Here is a 15,337-nt window from a genome sequence, read left to right as displayed (position 1 = left end):
GTGACTGCTCCGATCCGGTCGCGCATTTTAGCAGGCACCCCTGGCGGGCCCGGAAACATCCAAGTGGACTCCATCAAAGTGTCGACACTAGATCATAAAATTGTTGATTTCAACAAACAAGAACGAATACACTGAGCAAAGTGTCGACACTAAGCCGGCCAAGTTCAGAGACGAAGGAGACGTGATGTATATGGAGAAAGGGGTCGCAGACCCCGTGCACACGCAAGCTGGCGTATCGGCGCGGCTGGACCGCTTGCCGCCCACGCGATATTTCCTCGGCCTCGTCGCACGTATCGCGATGGGAGGCTGGTTCGAGTTTTACGAATTGTTTATGGCCGCTTATCTGGCGTTGGGCCTCATCCATAGCGGCATGTATCGGGCGACCACCGAGAGCCTCTTCGACGTGAACGGCTTCGCGAGTTTTCTCGGCTCGTTCTTCGGCGGGATGTTCATCGGCACGGTCGCGCTCGGCGGTTTCAGCGACCGCTTTGGGCGCCGCTCGGTGTTCACGTTTGCGATGTTCGCGTACTCGATCGCGACCCTCGTGGCGGCGTTCCAGAACGATCCGCTCGCGATGGATTTCTGGCGCTTCTGGGCCGGAGTAGGAATTGGCGTGCAACTGATTACTGTCGACACTTATATCTCGGAGCTGACGCCGTATCGAACCCGCGGCAAGTACATGGCGTTCAGCATCCTCATAATCCTGACGTCCGTGCCGACGGTCGCCGTGCTGTCGTGGCTGCTGGTGCCGCATCACGTGTTGGGCCTCGATGGCTGGCGCTGGGTGATGATCGTCGGCTCCGCGGGTGGCGTGCTGATCTGGTTCGTGCGGCGCGGGCTGCCGGAGTCGCCGCGCTGGCTGGAGAGCAAGGGACGCACCGCCGAGGCGGACGCGATCGTCACGGAGATGGAGCGCAACGTGGTTGCCCAGACGCGCCGGCCGCTGCCGGCACCCGCATTGCACGCGGCGGATCCGGAAGCGCAGCAGGAAGGCCGCGGGTCGTTCGGCGAAATGTGGAAGCGCCCGTACCTCTCGCGCACAGTGATGCTGTCGGTTTTCAATTTCTGCCAGACCTTCGGCGTCTACGGCTTCGGCTCGTGGGTGCCGGTCCTGCTGTATTCGAAGGGCATCACGCTCACGCATTCGCTGCTGTACACGATGGTCATCGCATGCGCGACGCCGCTCGGCGCCCTCGGCGCAATTGCGTGCGCGGAGCGCTTCCAGCGCAAGTGGCAACTGGTCGGCTGCGCGCTGGTGGTGGCCGTCTTCGGCGTGCTGTTCGGGTTCGTGCGCGAGCCCGCGCTGATCCTCGTGTGCGGCAGCGCCGTCACGATCGCGAACAACTGGCTGATCGGTATTTTCCACACCTATCAGGCAGAGCTTTATCCCACACGTATACGTGCCCGCGCCGTCGGTTTCGTGTTCAGCTGGAGCCGCTTCAGTTCGATCTTCGTCGGCTTCTGGGTAGCCGCACTGCTGAAGCACTTCGGCGTGCCGGCCGTATTCGCATTGATTTCTTCGGCCATGTTTGTCATCGTCGTTATGGTCGGGGCCTTCGGGCCGCGTACCAACGGCATTCGTCTTGAGGAGTTGTCCCAATGAAGCATATTGCCGCCGCCTTTGCGCACGGCCTGCACGCGCTTGCGCAGCGACCCCTGCCGCCCGCGGTTGCGGAGGAAGCGAAGCGCTCTCTTGTCAACGTGATCGGCACATCGATCGGTGCGTCGATGCATCCCGGCGTCGAAGCGATTCTCGCGGCCGCGCAGGAACTCGGCGCCGCGCCCGAAGCGCCGGTGCCGGGCCGCACCGAGCGCGTCGACCTCCACTTCAGTGCGCTGGCAACGGGTTTTGCGGGCCACCTCGACGACTTCGACGATACGCACCTCGCGACCGTGATTCACCCGGCCGCTTCAGTGCTTGCGGTGCTGACCGCGCTGGCGCCGTCGACGCGCCCGAGCGGTGCACAGGCCCTCACCGCGTTCGCACTCGGCTGCGAGGCGCAGTTGCGCGTCGGCGTATCGATCTCGCCGGAGCACTATGATCGCGGCTGGCATATCACCGGTACCTGCGGTGTGATCGGCTGCGCCTTGACGGCCGGGCTGCTGCTTGGGCTCGACGCGGACGCACTGGCGCGCGCCGTGTCGATTGCCGCGTCGATGTTCGTCGGCCAACGCGAAGCGTTCGGCACGATGACCAAACCGTATCACCCGGGCAAGGCGGCAGCGAACGGGATCGCGGCGGCGCGGCTCGCGCTCTATGGCCAGCAGGCTGCCGACGACGTGTTCGAAGCGGAAGGCGGTTACTCGCACTCGATGTCGACACGCGTCGACTTCGAGCAGATGAACGGCCAGCTGGGCGAGCGCTGGGAGCTGCTGTTCAACACCTACAAACCGTATCCGTGCGGAATCGTGGCGCATCCGGCGATCGACGCGGGGCTCGAACTCAGCAAGCAGATCGAAGACGCCACCGCAATCGAGACGATCGAGGTGCGCTGCCATCCGCTGGTACCGGAACTGATGGGCAATCCGCAGCCGAAGGATGGCCTGCAGGCACGCTTTAGCGCGATTCACGGCGTGGCCGCGGCACTGTGCGACCGGCGTGTCGGTCTCGCACAGTATGAGGATGCGCGCGTCGTGCAGCCCGATGTGGTCGCCTTGCGCGCGAAAACCAGGCTCGTGCCGGATACGAAGGTCAATCGCGACGAGGTGTTTATCGAAGCGCGTCTGAGCGGTGGCCGTGTGGCCGCTCACCACGTCGAGCATGCGCGCGGCAGTCTTGCGAGGCCGCTGACGCAGGACGAACTGATGGACAAGGTGCGGCTGCTCATCGAGCCGGTGCTGGGCGCTGGCGTGACCGGGCGCATCGCCGCCGCGGTTCAGGATCTCGAGGCCGCTGCCAATCTCGACGCGCTGTTCGCGCTGTGCGTCCCGAACAAGGATTGAAATCATGCATGAAACCGCTACACACTCCCCTGTCTCCGACGCACTCGTCGGTTTCGCGACGACGCCACTGACGAACGCGGCAGCGCCTGCGCTAGCCGCTGCACAGCGCGCGCTCGAACAAGCCCGCGCCGCCACGCGTGGCGCGCTCGCCAGCGAGGCGCAGATCGCCGCGCTACAAGGCGCGCAACCGTCGCCTCAGGACGTACGCACGCGGGCCTGGGCCTATGGCGCGGCGCTCGCGCGTGTTTCGGCTCCGAGTGTCGCGACGCCGGTACTGGCCGCAGTGCTCGCGTTCGGCGAACGCGGTGGCGCGTCAGACGATGTGCTCGCCACGGCTGCGGCCATTGGCATCGAAGCGGCGCAGCGCGTGCTGACCGCGCTCGATGACGACGCGTATCGCGCACGCTGGAACGTGGCTTCGTCGATTGGTGTGCTTGGCGCCACGCTCGCGATAACCCGTCTGCTGGCACTCGATGCCGTTTGCACGCGCAACGCGCTTGGCGTTGCCGCAACCCAGGCGGCCGGGCTAGCCCGCAATGCGAACGGGGCCATGGAAGCGCTCGAAACGGGCAAGGCCGCTGCCGATGCGATCGAGGCGGCTCTGTTGGCGAAGCACGGCTTTACCTCCGCGCCGGCGTCGATCGACGGCCGACGCGGACTGGCGGCGCTGATGGCCTACCGGTTCGATGCAGCTGCAATCATCGACGAGCTGGGCACGCGTTGGATCAGCGCAACCTGAGCAATCACGCAGTGTGTTGCTTGTTTAGCCTGAGGAGCGGCCGGCATGACCGGGCGCTCCTCGGGCGAGCTCGATCTTTCATCGTGTCACCCATGCAGCGCCGCCCTCACCCACGCACGACACAATTGCGGTCGATGTTGTACTCGTAGGGCGGCAAGCCGTCCAACGCGCTTCGCGCCGTACCGCCCGGATTACGTTCGACGTGGCTCTGCAGGTCGAGCATCATCGTCGCCCGGCCGGTCGCATCGTACCTCGGCCAGTTCGGCAACGCAGGCGTGTTCGGATCGCCCGTGTGCGCAAACGCGGTCCACGCACCCATCACGTCGTGTGACAGCCGTTCCAGCTGAGGACCGTTACCCACGAGGCCCTTTGCGGCCTTGATCGTGCCGAACACGAACGGCACCTCAATGGTGTGCGGCGAATGCAGCACACCGCCCATCACCGGCGTCTTCCAGTCGAACACATAATCGAAGACGGGCGCCTGCGCCGACTGCAGCTCGGCGATTCGCGTGGTATTGCGGCGAAACACGTAGTCCGTGCTGACTGCTGCCAGCACGTCTGTCGCTGACGCGGATCCATTCGCGCCACGATACGCGTCGATGACGCGCGTGACGCCCGCAGCGTCGATGCGCAGCAGCAGTCCAAGCCGCCGCTCGACAGTCGGCCAGTCGATGGTGAAGTTGTGAGGATCGGCGGCCATATACAACGTCATTTCAGTCGCTGCGTTGCCGATCAGCAGCGGCACCGACGCGGACTGCGGCGGCGCATCGGGATCGAATGGATGGCGCGTAAAGGTGCGGGTGTCGAGCACCGGCCGGAACGGATCGCTAACCGCGCGCATCGCGGCGAGCAGCGTATCCACCGGCAGCGCCTGCAACGCGGCAGGATCGGGGCTCGCGAGACCGAGATGCGCGCACAGTGCCTGCGTCTGCCGCGCCGCCTCCTCCTGCGTGTCGAGGTGCAAGCCGCCGGAGCAGCTTTCAATAACCGCCTTGTGGAACAGCCCGTGCGCGGCCGGTAGATCCATCAATGTCCCGACCTTCGACGCGCCGCCGGACTGCCCGAAAATCGTCACGTTGTCAGGATCGCCGCCGAATGCAGCAATGTTCTCGCGCACCCAGCGCAATGCCGCAACGAGATCTAGGATGCCGGCATTGCCTGCATCGGCAAAGCGCTCGTCCGCATCGCCGAGATAGAGGTAGCCGAACAGGTTCAGACGATGATTGACGGTGACGACTACCACGTCGCCGCGCTGCGCGAGACGCGTGCCGTCGAAGCCCGGTGCGGTGCCGGCGCAACCCCACCAGCCGCCTCCGTGCAGCCAGACCATCACCGGCCGTTTGGCCTGCGCGCGTCCGGCAGACGGAGCAAACACGTTCAGGTGCAGGCAGTCTTCGCTGACCGGCTCGATCGTTGCGTACCACGCACTGAGGGCATCGAGCTTGTCCACGTGCTGCGGCGCGGATGGGCCGAATGTGGTCGCGTCGCGCACACCGCTCCACGGCTGCAGCGGCTGCGGTGGCAAAAACCGGTTGGCGCCGCCAGTGCTCGCTGCGTAGTGAACCTGTTTGAATACGTCGACGCCATCGACATGCAGGCCACGCAGACGTCCCGCCGCCGTTTCGACAACCGGCGCCGAGGCTGTCGCTGCCCGCGCCGCGGACATGAACAGCGCAGGCGCGACACTGCCGCCCGCCGCCAGCGCGAGACCCTTCAGGATAGTGCGCCGATCGGGACTGCCCGGCGCTTCGGCCGGGTCGACAGATGCCGGTTCCCGGCGGTCATGGCTGCCTGTTTCCATCGCGCGGCTGTCTCCTGGTTTGTGGTCTTTTCAGGCGGCGATTTGTCTCAGTGTCGACAAATCAGCCGTTTCGAACCAGATTCTAGCGGCGCTTATCAGGAAATATCAATTAAGTGTATACACCACACCCAGACGCCCAGCCTGCAAGTTCAGTCGAACTCCATGCCGCCATTGGCCCGAAGCTCGGCGAGTCTTCTGATCTGTTCCGGCAAGACGCGTCCCTCCGACAACGGCGGCAGCGCGTCGATCGGAAAGAACTCGACGGCATCGGTTTCCACTCCGGAGATGTCACCCGCAGAGACGATCTTCCCGAGAAACACGAGCTTCCAGATGTGAAAGACAGATGGCGGATGCTTATGCTTCAAGATATCCCACACCGCCAGCAATCGCTCGATGGTGACCGTATAGCCACTCTCCTCCCAGACTTCGCGCATGGCGTTCTCGGCCGGCGAGGCGCCGATGTCGGCCCAGCCGCCAGGCAGCGACCAGAGGCCATCTGAAGCTTCACGCACCAGCAGCACGCGACCGGCGTCGTCGAACACCGCGCAGCGAACGTCGAGCTTCGGATTGGCATAGCCTTCTTCCCGGCTGAAAAGCTGCGCGACCTCTTCCGTGCTGATGTCGGCCACCTCTGCAAGCTGCGCCTGCGCAATGCCCAGCAATTCCTGATAACGCTCCCTGTCGAAGGCGCCATCCGTGTAATGCAGGCCCGTCTGGGCGATTGCCAATAAGCGGCGAGCCTGGGTCAAGCGTCGTTGCATGGATTCAACAGGTGCATTCATGAGAGCGTTCCGTATCTGCGCGATGGATGAAATGCAAAACCTCACTGTAATTCAAACTCCCACCACTCAGCGTTACACAGGCACGCTCGTCGTCGAAAGGATCTCCTTGAGTACAACGAACGACCGGATCTGCCGCACGCCCGGAAGATAGAGCAATTGCTCGGCATGCAGCCGGTTGAAACTGTCGCTGTCTTTCGTGCGCACCAGCATGAAGTAATCGAATTCGCCGGTCACGACGTGGCACTCCATACAGCCCGACACTTTCTGCGCCGCTTTCTCGAAGTCGGAAAACGACTCCGGTGTCGAGCGGTCCAGCACCACGCCGATCATCACGAGCATGCCGGCATCGAGCGCCTTCGCGTCGAGCAATGCCACCACCCCGCGGATCAGCCCCATCTCCTTGAGCCGCTCGACCCGTCGCAGGCAAGCTGGCGCGCTCAGATTCACTTTGGCCGCCAGCGCCACGTTCGAGACCGACGCGTCGCGCTGCAACTGACGCAGGATGGCCCGGTCGACGCGATCGATCTCCGGGCTTGACGGGCGGCCCGGCGACGCAGGGTCACGAAATTTTCTTGCGGGCATGGCGGTTCACGAGAAGTAAATGTAGGTCAAAAATACCATCAACCTATTTAAACCCACAAATCATCAATTTATTCGCAACCCTGTTTCTTGCGAACTTTTCTACTATAGACCTCATTGCAGCATCGGCTGCCGCGCCCCTCTTTATCACCGGAGACTTGCATGAATCTGAAGAAATTCCCCCGCCATTCCCTCACCTTCGGCCCTACGCCGATCCAGGCACTGCCGCGTCTGAGCCAGCACCTGGGCGGCAAAGTCGAGCTTTACGCGAAGCGTGAAGACTGCAACAGCGGCCTGGCGTTTGGTGGCAACAAGACCCGCAAGCTCGAGTACCTGATTCCCGAAGCGCTGGCGCAAGGCTGCGACACGCTCGTTTCGATCGGTGGCATCCAGTCCAATCAGACTCGCCAGGTCGCCGCGGTCGCAGCCCATCTGGGCCTGAAATGCGTGCTCGTGCAGGAGAACTGGGTCAACTACTCGGACGCGGTGTATGACCGCGTCGGCAACATCCAGATGTCGCGCATCATGGGCGCGGACGTGCGTCTCGTCGCCGACGGTTTCGATATCGGCTTTCGCAAGAGCTGGGAAGACGCACTGGAAAGCGTGCGCGAGGCAGGCGGCAAGCCCTACGCGATTCCGGCCGGCTGCTCGGACCATCCGCTGGGCGGTCTGGGATTCGTGGGCTTTGCCGAAGAAGTCCGGCAGCAGGAAGCCGAACTGGGCTTCAAGTTCGACTACATCGTCGTGTGCTCGGTGACGGGCAGCACGCAGGCGGGCATGGTGGTCGGTTTTGCCGCCGACGGCCGCGCCGATCGCGTGATCGGCATCGATGCATCAGCCAAGCCCGCGCAAACGCGCGACCAGATCTTCCGGATTGCGAAGCAAACTGCCGAGAAGGTCGAACTGGGCCGCGACATCGTCGCCCGGGATATCGTTCTCGATGAACGCTACGGCGGCCCCGAATACGGACTGCCGAACGAAGGGACGATGGAGGCAATTCGCCTGTGCGCCAGGCTCGAAGGCATGTTGACCGATCCGGTCTACGAAGGCAAATCGATGCAAGGCATGATCGACAAGGTTCGGCTGGGCGAATTCCCGGCTGGATCGAAGGTGCTCTACGCACACCTGGGCGGTGTGCCGGCGCTGAACGGTTATAGCTTCCTGTTCCGCAACGGTTAAAGGCAGCGCCGCGGTAACGAGCGGTCTCCCGGCACGGCAAGCGTGTTTGGGTGACCGCTGTGGTTGTGCAGATTCTCGTGCTCTCGTCGTGACATGCCTCAACGGGGACCGTTATGCAATCCAGTGGTGAATCATGCGCTGCGCGCTGGCGCCGCGCACCATCCCGGCTCACGCAAGTCTGCATCGTCACCGATAACACCGTCGCCGAGACCTTCGAACAGGCCTTGGCCGCGCGTCTGGAAAGTTCGCCACAAGTGGCTTTACTGCGCCTCCTCGACCCTGCGGCCGCCCGTGGCGAATGGCTCGTGTCACGCGAGCATGGCGCGATCAAGCCGCAAAGACCCGGATCCGCAAACGGAATTGAACGGGCCCTCGATCCTCTCCCACGCGACAGCAGGCTGTTGCTGTGCTCGCAGGACATGGCCGCGCTGGAATGGCTCGGCGGCGTCATTGGCCAACGGGTTTTCTTCGCCCACTATCGCCCCAGCGCAAATCACGAATTGCAGCTCGGCACCATGATCGGCACGGTGGAAGATGCGCTACGCGCTTCATTGTCCGAGAAGTGGGGAGACAGCTACTGATCGGGTTCCGCATAAATAAAATTACCGGAAACTTTCAGAAGTGCCTCACAACCGCCAACGAAAATCAGACTTGTGGCGCACTAATATGAGAATTGCTGGCATTCATCGGCCATAAAGCGGTAGCATTTGGCGGGTCAAATGCGGCGTTGGTGTGTGTCGCCAGCATGACAACGGGGTTCATTCGTCCATCCTGTCCATAGCCTGAACAGGCGGTCTCCTCGCGGAAGACTGCCTGCGGGTCCATTTTGTCGAATGCGAAAAGACGCGGAAACCCAAAACGCAACATCCAGGCCAAAGGGTCAAGCACGTGAACACCGGGAGCATCAAATGGCGTTCCCAGTCGGCGAAGAATATGACCAAGGTAGCCCAATGAAAGCTGAAGTAGTTGTCGCGCGTCAGCCGATCCTCGACCGGCAGGGCCTTGTCGTCGCGCAGGAATTGTTGTTCCGGGAAGCGGGGGACGATATCGCGCGGATTCAGGACGGATACTCGGCGACCGCTGCCGTGGTCGAGCGTACGCTGGGCGTGTTGGGTATCGAGTATGTACTCGGCCATGACGACGGTTTCCTGAACTGTACCGGCGACTTCCTGTTTTTTGGCGCGGTCGATGTATTGCCGCCGTCGCGCTTCGTGCTCGAAATCCTTGAAGGTACGGGACTGACCGACGAACTGGCCGCGCGATGCGACGAGTTGCGCCTCGCCGGGTTTCGTATCGCACTCGACGATGTCCGCTCGCTCACGCCTGACATCGAACGATTCCTGCCGCACGTCGATATCGTCAAGCTCGAGTGGCCGTACCTCGCGCCGGAGGAAGCCGCCTACGCCATCGAGCGATGCAAGCGCGCCGGAAAGCGGGTGCTGGCCGAAAAGGTCGAAGAGCGAAGCGACCACGCAGCGGCCTTGCAGGCCGGCTGTGATCTGTTTCAGGGTTATTACTTTGCCAGGCCGCAACTGTTGACGGCCAGCAGAACGCCCTCGAGATTCGCCGCCGTATTCCGCGTGCTGCAGTTGCTGAGAGAAGAAGCGGACGGCGCGCATCTCGAGGACGCACTCAAGCATGCCCCTGCTCTGGTCATCCAGTTGCTGCGCCTTGCCAACAATGCGGCCAGACGCCGCTGGAGCCACGCTCCCATCACGTCCATCGGACAGGCCGTTGCCGTTGTCGGCAGTAAGCAGCTGATGTTGTGGTGCTGCCTGCTGCTGTACGGAAATCCGGCGGACTTGCGCTTCGGCCATAGCCCGCTTGCCCAGCTTGTACAGCATCGGGCTAATTTCATGGAGCGCGCAGCAGGCGAACTGACTCCTGAAGACGGCGACTTCCATGAGGCCGCCTGGCTTTGCGGACTTCTTTCGCTCGCCTACATATCGTGCGAGGTCACGCCAGAACGGTTTTTTACCGATATCTCCATCGACATCGTCATCGAGGAAGCCATCGTCGAGCATGCGGGCGTGCTGGGCACGCTGCTCACGATTGCCGAGCATCTCGAGCAAGGACAGTTCGATGCGGCCTTCAGGCAAGGCCGCACGCTTGGCGCAGAGTTCGCCGGCAAGATACCCAGTCTTGCTCTGTGACGACGCACGGCCAGCGTGCTATACGCCGGCCGGTTCTCAAGTCGAGGCATTGGTTAAGCCGCAACGGCCGCCTCGCGCTCCACTGTCCCTGCCTCAACGTAATCCTCAGCATCGACGTCATAGCCCGACGGCTCCCAGCGGATCGCCAGCAGCACGAGCAACGAAGTCAGCGGCGCGACTGCAATCACCCAGAACACCTTCGTGCCGAGCGCTGCAGCGAGAACCGGGAACAGAAACAGCGAAATCGTCGATGCGGAGCGCACCAGCGTCTGATTGAAGCCCACCCCGATGCCGCGCAACGAAGTCGGATAGCTCAGCGACGCATACGTCATCGAATGCGAACCCGGGCCGAAGCCTTGCCCAAACAGATAGCCGCCGAGCAACAGGATCGCCAGCACGACGAGCGCACCGCTGCTGGGCTTGCCGATCAGCGCAAGGCCGATCAACGACGCGAACTGCAGCGAATGCCCTAGCACCGTCATCTTCCATGCACCCACGGTCGGCGCGGTACGCACCCCAATCAATCCGCCGACAAATGCAAATGCCAGATTCAGTGTCAACGCGGCGACGATCGTCGTCAGCGGGCCTTGATGAAAGAAGCTGGCGATGATCACCGGCAAGCCGAAGATGATCGCGTTATAGCCGAACGAAGAAGCGGCGCCGATCGTCGCGGCGAGAATCGTGCGGCTACGGTAGGTCGAATTGAACAGCACACCGTAATTGCGCCACGACGCCGCGCGCGGCGCCTTGACCGGCACCTGGCTGCGTTCGACCACGGCGTCGACGCCATACGAGCGCTTGAGAATGCGCGCGGCCTCCTCGAGATCACCCTGGTTCGCCGCCCAGACGGGCGACTCGCTGATGTAGCGGCTGCGCACCAGAATGATGACGATGGCGGGCACTGCGCCGAAGGCGAGCGTCAGGCGCCACAGCCAGCCCAACTGATGCTCGGGGAGAATCGCATACAGGCCGAGAATCAGCAGATAGCAGGTACTGGTGGCCGCATACCACGCAGGGCACCACGCGGCCACGCTGGCGGCCTTGTTGCCTTTGCCCGCCACACGCGAAAACTCCGCGAGAAACGCCATCGCCACCGGCAGATCGAGGCCGACACCGAAGCCCATCAGAAACCGCGCCCCGCCGAGCACCCACGCGTTCGGCGCGAGACCGGCGGCGATCGCCGCGACCACGAAGAACAGCATGTCGGCCATGAAGACACGGTAACGTCCAATGCGGTCGGTCAGATACCCGCCGAACAGCGCGCCGAGAATCGCGCCAAACGTAATCGCCGATGAAACGAAGCCTACCTGTACCGGCGAAAGTGAAAACTGGCGCGCGATGTCCTTGATGCCGTAAGCGAGCGAGGTCAGATCGTAGGCATCCAGAAAGACCCCGCCGAGTGCGATCGCAATTACGATGCGCGCGTTGCTGCCTTTCGCGGCGCCCGCGTTGACGATGCGCGAGACGTCCTGCGCGGAACGGATGACGGCGGTGCGGGAAACGCTTCCCGCCTGCACGGAGGTGTCGACAGGTGTCGAAGGAACGGCAACGGTGGACATGAGATCGGATTTCGCACGAGTAGCTAAGCGCCCCATGGTAGCCATGCGGCCTGCATCGGCAAAACGACGAATTTACATAAGCAAATCTGCGCCACTCTGGTTTGCATCGTCTCGCGCAGAATCGGGTATAAATGCTCTATGCGCCTCGTCGAGCCTTCAAGGCGTGGAGTTTGCAGCCCCCAGCTCTGGCTGGAATCGTCCGCGCAGCAGCAGCGCGCGCGGTCACCGGCCAGCCCTTGTTTCTTTCTGGATCAAGACATGAGCACATCGAACGCGGCCCGTTCGGCCGAACATCCGATCGACATTCAGTTCCTCGACCGCTGGTCGCCTCGCGCCTTCACGGAGGAAACCATTCCCGAGTCCACCCTGCTGACCTTCTTCGAAGCAGCGCGCTGGGCACCCTCCTCCTATAACTCGCAACCTTGGCGATTTGCGTATGCACGGCGTGGCACCGAGCATTGGACGCGCTTTCTCGAGTACCTGAACGACTTCAACAGGAGCTGGGCCCAACGTGCGGCGGCCATCGTGATCGTTCTGTCGAAGGATAACTTCACGCCGCCCGGCGCGACCGCCGAAGTACCCGCCGTCACCCACTCGTTCGATACAGGCTCGGCGTGGGCCTATTTCGCGCTGCAGGCGAGTCTTGCCGGGTGGCATACCCACGGCATGGCGGGTATCGAGCGTGACAAGATCCGTCAGGGACTGGCAGTTCCGGACGGATATTCGATTGAAGCCGCGGTTGCAGTAGGACGGCTGGGCGATAAAAGTCTTTTGCCGGAGCAGCTTCAGGCGCGCGAAGTACCGAGCCCGCGTAAACCTGTGGCCGAATTCGCCGGCGAGGGACGTTTTGTTCCCTGAGGTTGTTGGAAAAGTCTAAGGAGCGGTTCTTCTTCCATGAGGCCGGCGCGGAAGGTCCGTGCCGGCTCCTGCCTCCTGCCGCTGTAGCTTAAACGGCAACGGTATTAAACGGCCTCGGTTGCCCGGCGCCGGAAACTCGCCGCTGCGTGCCGCTCCGGCAACTGGTCGCCCTCACCGAACAGCTTGTGCCGTAGCGCACCGTCCTCATACGAGGTCTTGTACAGCCCGCGGTTTTGCAGTTCCGGCACCACCAGATCGATGAAGTCCTCGTAACTCTCCGGCACGATCGTGCGGCTCAGATTGAAACCGTCCACGCCAGTCTCTTCAACCCACGCCTGCAATTCATCCGCAACCTGCGAGGCGGTGCCGACGATGGCCGGATAGCGGCCGCCCATCTCGAACATGTCCAGCAGTTTGCGGCGCGTCCAGCCGTGCTGTTTGGCCGTGCGTGTCGCCGATTCGATGGCGTTGGTCGGGGCATAATCCACCGGCTCGTCGAGATCGTATTGCGCGTAGTCGATGCCCGTGCTGGCTGCGAAATGCGCGAGGCCTGCTTCACGGCTCGCATACCGTAGATAGTCCGCGTGTTTTTCGCGCGCTTCGCTTTCGGTGGCGCCCGTCACGACCGCCGCGCCGACGAATACCTTGACGTCGTCCGGTTTCCGCCCGGCCTCAACCAGTTGCTCGCGCAACGTTCGTACCGTCTCACGTCCCACCGTCCGGTTTGGCGGCGAGATGAACACGCACTCGGCGTGCCGCGCCGCAAAGCGCTGGCCGCGCCCGGAGCTGCCCGCCTGGAACAGCACCGGCGTGCGCTGCGGCGACGGCTCGGCGAGGTGATAACCCTCGACGTTGTAATAACGCCCAGCGTGCTTCACCTGATGCACCTTGGCCGGATCCGCATAGACACGGCCTGCCTTGTCGCGCAACACGGCCCCTTGCTCCCAGCTGCCTTCCCACAGCTTGTAGAGAATCTCGAGGTACTCGTCCGCGCGCTCGTAACGTTCGTCGTGCGGCAGTTGTTCGGTGAGGCCCATCGCACGCGCTGCGCTGTCGAGGTAACCGGTCACGATGTTCCAGCCAATACGGCCTTGCGTCAGATGATCGAGCGTCGAGAAGCGCCGTGCGAGCAGATACGGCTGCTCATAGGTGAGATTGACCGTCACGCCGAAGCCGAGGTGTTCGGTCACGGCGGCCATCGCCGAAACCAGCAGCGTGGGATCGTTGACCGGCAACTGGATCGACTCGCGCAACGTCACATCCACGTTGTGCTGATAGACGTCGTAGACGCCCACGATGTCGGCGAGAAACAGGCCGTCGAACAGGCCGCGCTCTAGCGTGCGAGCGAGATCGGTCCAGTAAGGCAGCAGCCGGTAATCCGTGGAACGGTCTCGTGGATGCGTCCACAAACCATGATTGATATGGCCGACGCAGTTCATGTTGAACGCGTTGAGCAGAATCTGTTTCTTCGCCATCACAAGGCTCCGTGCCGCGGCGGCAGCTTGTCGTTGAGATAGAAGTTACCCACCGCATGATACTTCCAGCGCACCGGATCATGCAGCGTATGAGTGCGCGCATTGCGCCAGAAGCGGTCGAGGCCCAGGCCATCGAGCGTCGCAGCGGTGCCGGCCAGTTCGAACAGGCGCGAGCCTGCGTCGAGCGACACCGTGGTGGTCAGCGCCCGCGCTTCCGCTACCGCGACCGACGCGTCAGCCACCGAGCGATCCGTCGCTTTGGCCTGGGCAGCGTCGACGAAACGGCCCGCGCGTCGCAGCAACGCCTCGGCTGCACGCAAACGCGCCGCGAGATCGCCGAACTGCGCGATGGTCAGCGGATCGTCGGCCGCGCGCTCGACCTTCGCGTCGATCCATGGTCGCGAACGTTCGCGCACGAACTGCAAGGCAGCCTCGAAAGCGCCGCGTGCCTGGCCCAGATCGATCGCGGCATGCATGATCTGAGCGACGGGGCCGATCGTCGTAGCGTGTTCGAACGAAACCTGAAACGGCACGACCCATTCGGGCTCGACTCGCACATGTTCGAACTGCACCGAGCCGCTACCGGTGACGCGTTGACCGAAACCGTCCCAGTCGTCGGTCACGGTGACGCCAGGCGTGTCGCGCGGCACAAACGCCAGGTAGGTGACGTCGCGGCCCTCGTCGTCTGCCACGACCAGTGTGGGGATCCAGTGTGCGTAAAGGGCGCCGGTGCAATAGAACTTGCGGCCATCGACGTGCCAGCCTTCGGCTGCGCGCGTCAGCCGGGTGCGTCGCTTGAAGTCCTTATGGCCGATCTCGGCGAGCGCATTACCGAAACGCTCGCCGGCCAGCACGCGCTCATAAAAAAAACGCTGCTGCTCGACACTGCCGCCCACGCGCAGCACTTCCAGCGCGTAGAAATGGTTTTGCGGAATCTGGCCGAGCGAGCCATCCGCCGCGGCGATGATCGCCGTGACTTCGGCAAGCGTACCGTTGCGCACGCCAGCGCCGCCGTATTCGCGCGGCACCGTGATGCCCCACAGGCCGCTCGCGACGAAGGCGTCGAGCTCGGCCCACGGCAGCCGTCGCTCATGGTCGCGTAGCGCGGCCTCCGGTGCGAACTGTGCCGCAAGGCGATGCGCGGCCTTTAGCGCCTCGTCATCGCTAGCGATCAGATCAGGTGTGCCCGGCGCATGCGCATGTAACTCACGAGGCAATGGGTCTGGCGCAACACCGTCGCGCAGGTCTACGGAAAGGTCGATGCTCATG

General features: G+C 63.1%; 13 protein-coding genes. 7 read left to right on the top strand and 6 right to left on the bottom strand.

Annotation, left to right across the window (positions count from 1 at the left end; all coding sequences use genetic code 11):
- Nucleotides 1-184 precede the first annotated feature (184 nt).
- The 3 genes from P3T17_RS32965 to P3T17_RS32955 are packed head-to-tail and all read left to right on the top strand — an operon-like array spanning nucleotide 185 to nucleotide 3,682.
- The gene (locus tag P3T17_RS32965) at nucleotides 185-1,603 is read left to right on the top strand and encodes an MFS transporter (RefSeq protein WP_429411001.1); all 1,419 of its coding nucleotides are present in this window, start codon (nucleotides 185-187) and stop codon (nucleotides 1,601-1,603) included.
- Nucleotides 1,600-2,943: an MmgE/PrpD family protein gene (locus tag P3T17_RS32960; RefSeq protein ID WP_429410999.1), complete on the top strand. Its 1,344-nt coding sequence runs from the start codon at nucleotides 1,600-1,602 to the stop codon at nucleotides 2,941-2,943. The genes P3T17_RS32965 and P3T17_RS32960 overlap by 4 nt, the downstream gene beginning before the upstream one ends.
- A 4-nt stretch (nucleotides 2,944-2,947) precedes the next feature.
- The gene (locus tag P3T17_RS32955; protein ID WP_429410997.1) at nucleotides 2,948-3,682 is read left to right on the top strand and encodes an MmgE/PrpD family protein; all 735 of its coding nucleotides are present in this window, start codon (nucleotides 2,948-2,950) and stop codon (nucleotides 3,680-3,682) included.
- A gap of 106 nt (nucleotides 3,683-3,788) precedes the next feature.
- Here the strand turns inward: P3T17_RS32955 and P3T17_RS32950 are convergent, their stop codons facing one another.
- From P3T17_RS32950 to P3T17_RS32940, 3 genes are all read right to left on the bottom strand, one after another.
- Nucleotides 3,789-5,483: a carboxylesterase/lipase family protein gene (locus P3T17_RS32950; RefSeq protein ID WP_429410996.1), complete on the bottom strand. Its 1,695-nt coding sequence runs from the start codon at nucleotides 5,481-5,483 to the stop codon at nucleotides 3,789-3,791.
- 149 nt (nucleotides 5,484-5,632) lie between these two features.
- Entirely contained in the window at nucleotides 5,633-6,265 is a 633-nt protein-coding gene (locus P3T17_RS32945) for an NUDIX hydrolase (protein ID WP_429410995.1), read from the bottom strand.
- Nucleotides 6,266-6,337: 72 nt separating this feature from the next.
- On the bottom strand, nucleotides 6,338-6,847 hold the full coding sequence (locus P3T17_RS32940) for an Lrp/AsnC family transcriptional regulator (RefSeq protein WP_429410994.1): 510 nt from the start codon (nucleotides 6,845-6,847) through the stop codon (nucleotides 6,338-6,340).
- 159 nt (nucleotides 6,848-7,006) lie between these two features.
- Between P3T17_RS32940 and P3T17_RS32935 the strand changes: the two genes are divergently transcribed.
- From P3T17_RS32935 to P3T17_RS32925, 3 genes are all read left to right on the top strand, one after another.
- Nucleotides 7,007-8,023 (top strand): 1-aminocyclopropane-1-carboxylate deaminase, encoded by a 1,017-nt coding sequence (locus P3T17_RS32935; protein ID WP_429288981.1) that lies wholly within the window; start codon nucleotides 7,007-7,009, stop codon nucleotides 8,021-8,023.
- A gap of 113 nt (nucleotides 8,024-8,136) precedes the next feature.
- Nucleotides 8,137-8,604, top strand: coding sequence for a 1-aminocyclopropane-1-carboxylate deaminase (locus tag P3T17_RS32930; RefSeq protein ID WP_429410992.1), 468 nt, complete (start codon nucleotides 8,137-8,139; stop codon nucleotides 8,602-8,604).
- A gap of 369 nt (nucleotides 8,605-8,973) precedes the next feature.
- Nucleotides 8,974-10,176 carry an EAL and HDOD domain-containing protein gene (locus tag P3T17_RS32925; protein ID WP_074269443.1) on the top strand — a complete coding sequence of 401 codons (1,203 nt, stop codon included), beginning with the start codon at nucleotides 8,974-8,976 and terminating at the stop codon, nucleotides 10,174-10,176.
- A gap of 53 nt (nucleotides 10,177-10,229) precedes the next feature.
- On the opposite strand, the gene P3T17_RS32920 is transcribed toward P3T17_RS32925, so the two are convergent.
- Entirely contained in the window at nucleotides 10,230-11,735 is a 1,506-nt protein-coding gene (locus P3T17_RS32920; RefSeq protein ID WP_429410990.1) for an MFS transporter, read from the bottom strand.
- A gap of 258 nt (nucleotides 11,736-11,993) precedes the next feature.
- Here P3T17_RS32920 and P3T17_RS32915 point away from each other — a divergent pair, with 258 nt between their 5' ends.
- Entirely contained in the window at nucleotides 11,994-12,593 is a 600-nt protein-coding gene (locus tag P3T17_RS32915) for a nitroreductase family protein (RefSeq protein WP_074268448.1), read from the top strand.
- Between the two features lie 104 nt (nucleotides 12,594-12,697).
- On the opposite strand, the gene P3T17_RS32910 is transcribed toward P3T17_RS32915, so the two are convergent.
- On the bottom strand, nucleotides 12,698-14,068 hold the full coding sequence (locus tag P3T17_RS32910; protein WP_429410988.1) for an LLM class flavin-dependent oxidoreductase: 1,371 nt from the start codon (nucleotides 14,066-14,068) through the stop codon (nucleotides 12,698-12,700).
- Nucleotides 14,068-15,336 (bottom strand): SfnB family sulfur acquisition oxidoreductase, encoded by a 1,269-nt coding sequence (locus tag P3T17_RS32905; RefSeq protein WP_429410986.1) that lies wholly within the window; start codon nucleotides 15,334-15,336, stop codon nucleotides 14,068-14,070. The genes P3T17_RS32910 and P3T17_RS32905 overlap by 1 nt, the downstream gene beginning before the upstream one ends.
- Between the last annotated feature and the right edge of the window lies 1 nt (nucleotide 15,337).

It is taken from the genome of Paraburkholderia sp. GAS82 (assembly GCF_050436285.1).
GTDB lineage: Bacteria > Pseudomonadota > Gammaproteobacteria > Burkholderiales > Burkholderiaceae > Paraburkholderia > Paraburkholderia phenazinium_B.
The sequence above is the reverse complement of the archived record's forward strand: the minus strand, read 5'-3'. Positions and strand labels throughout refer to the sequence as shown.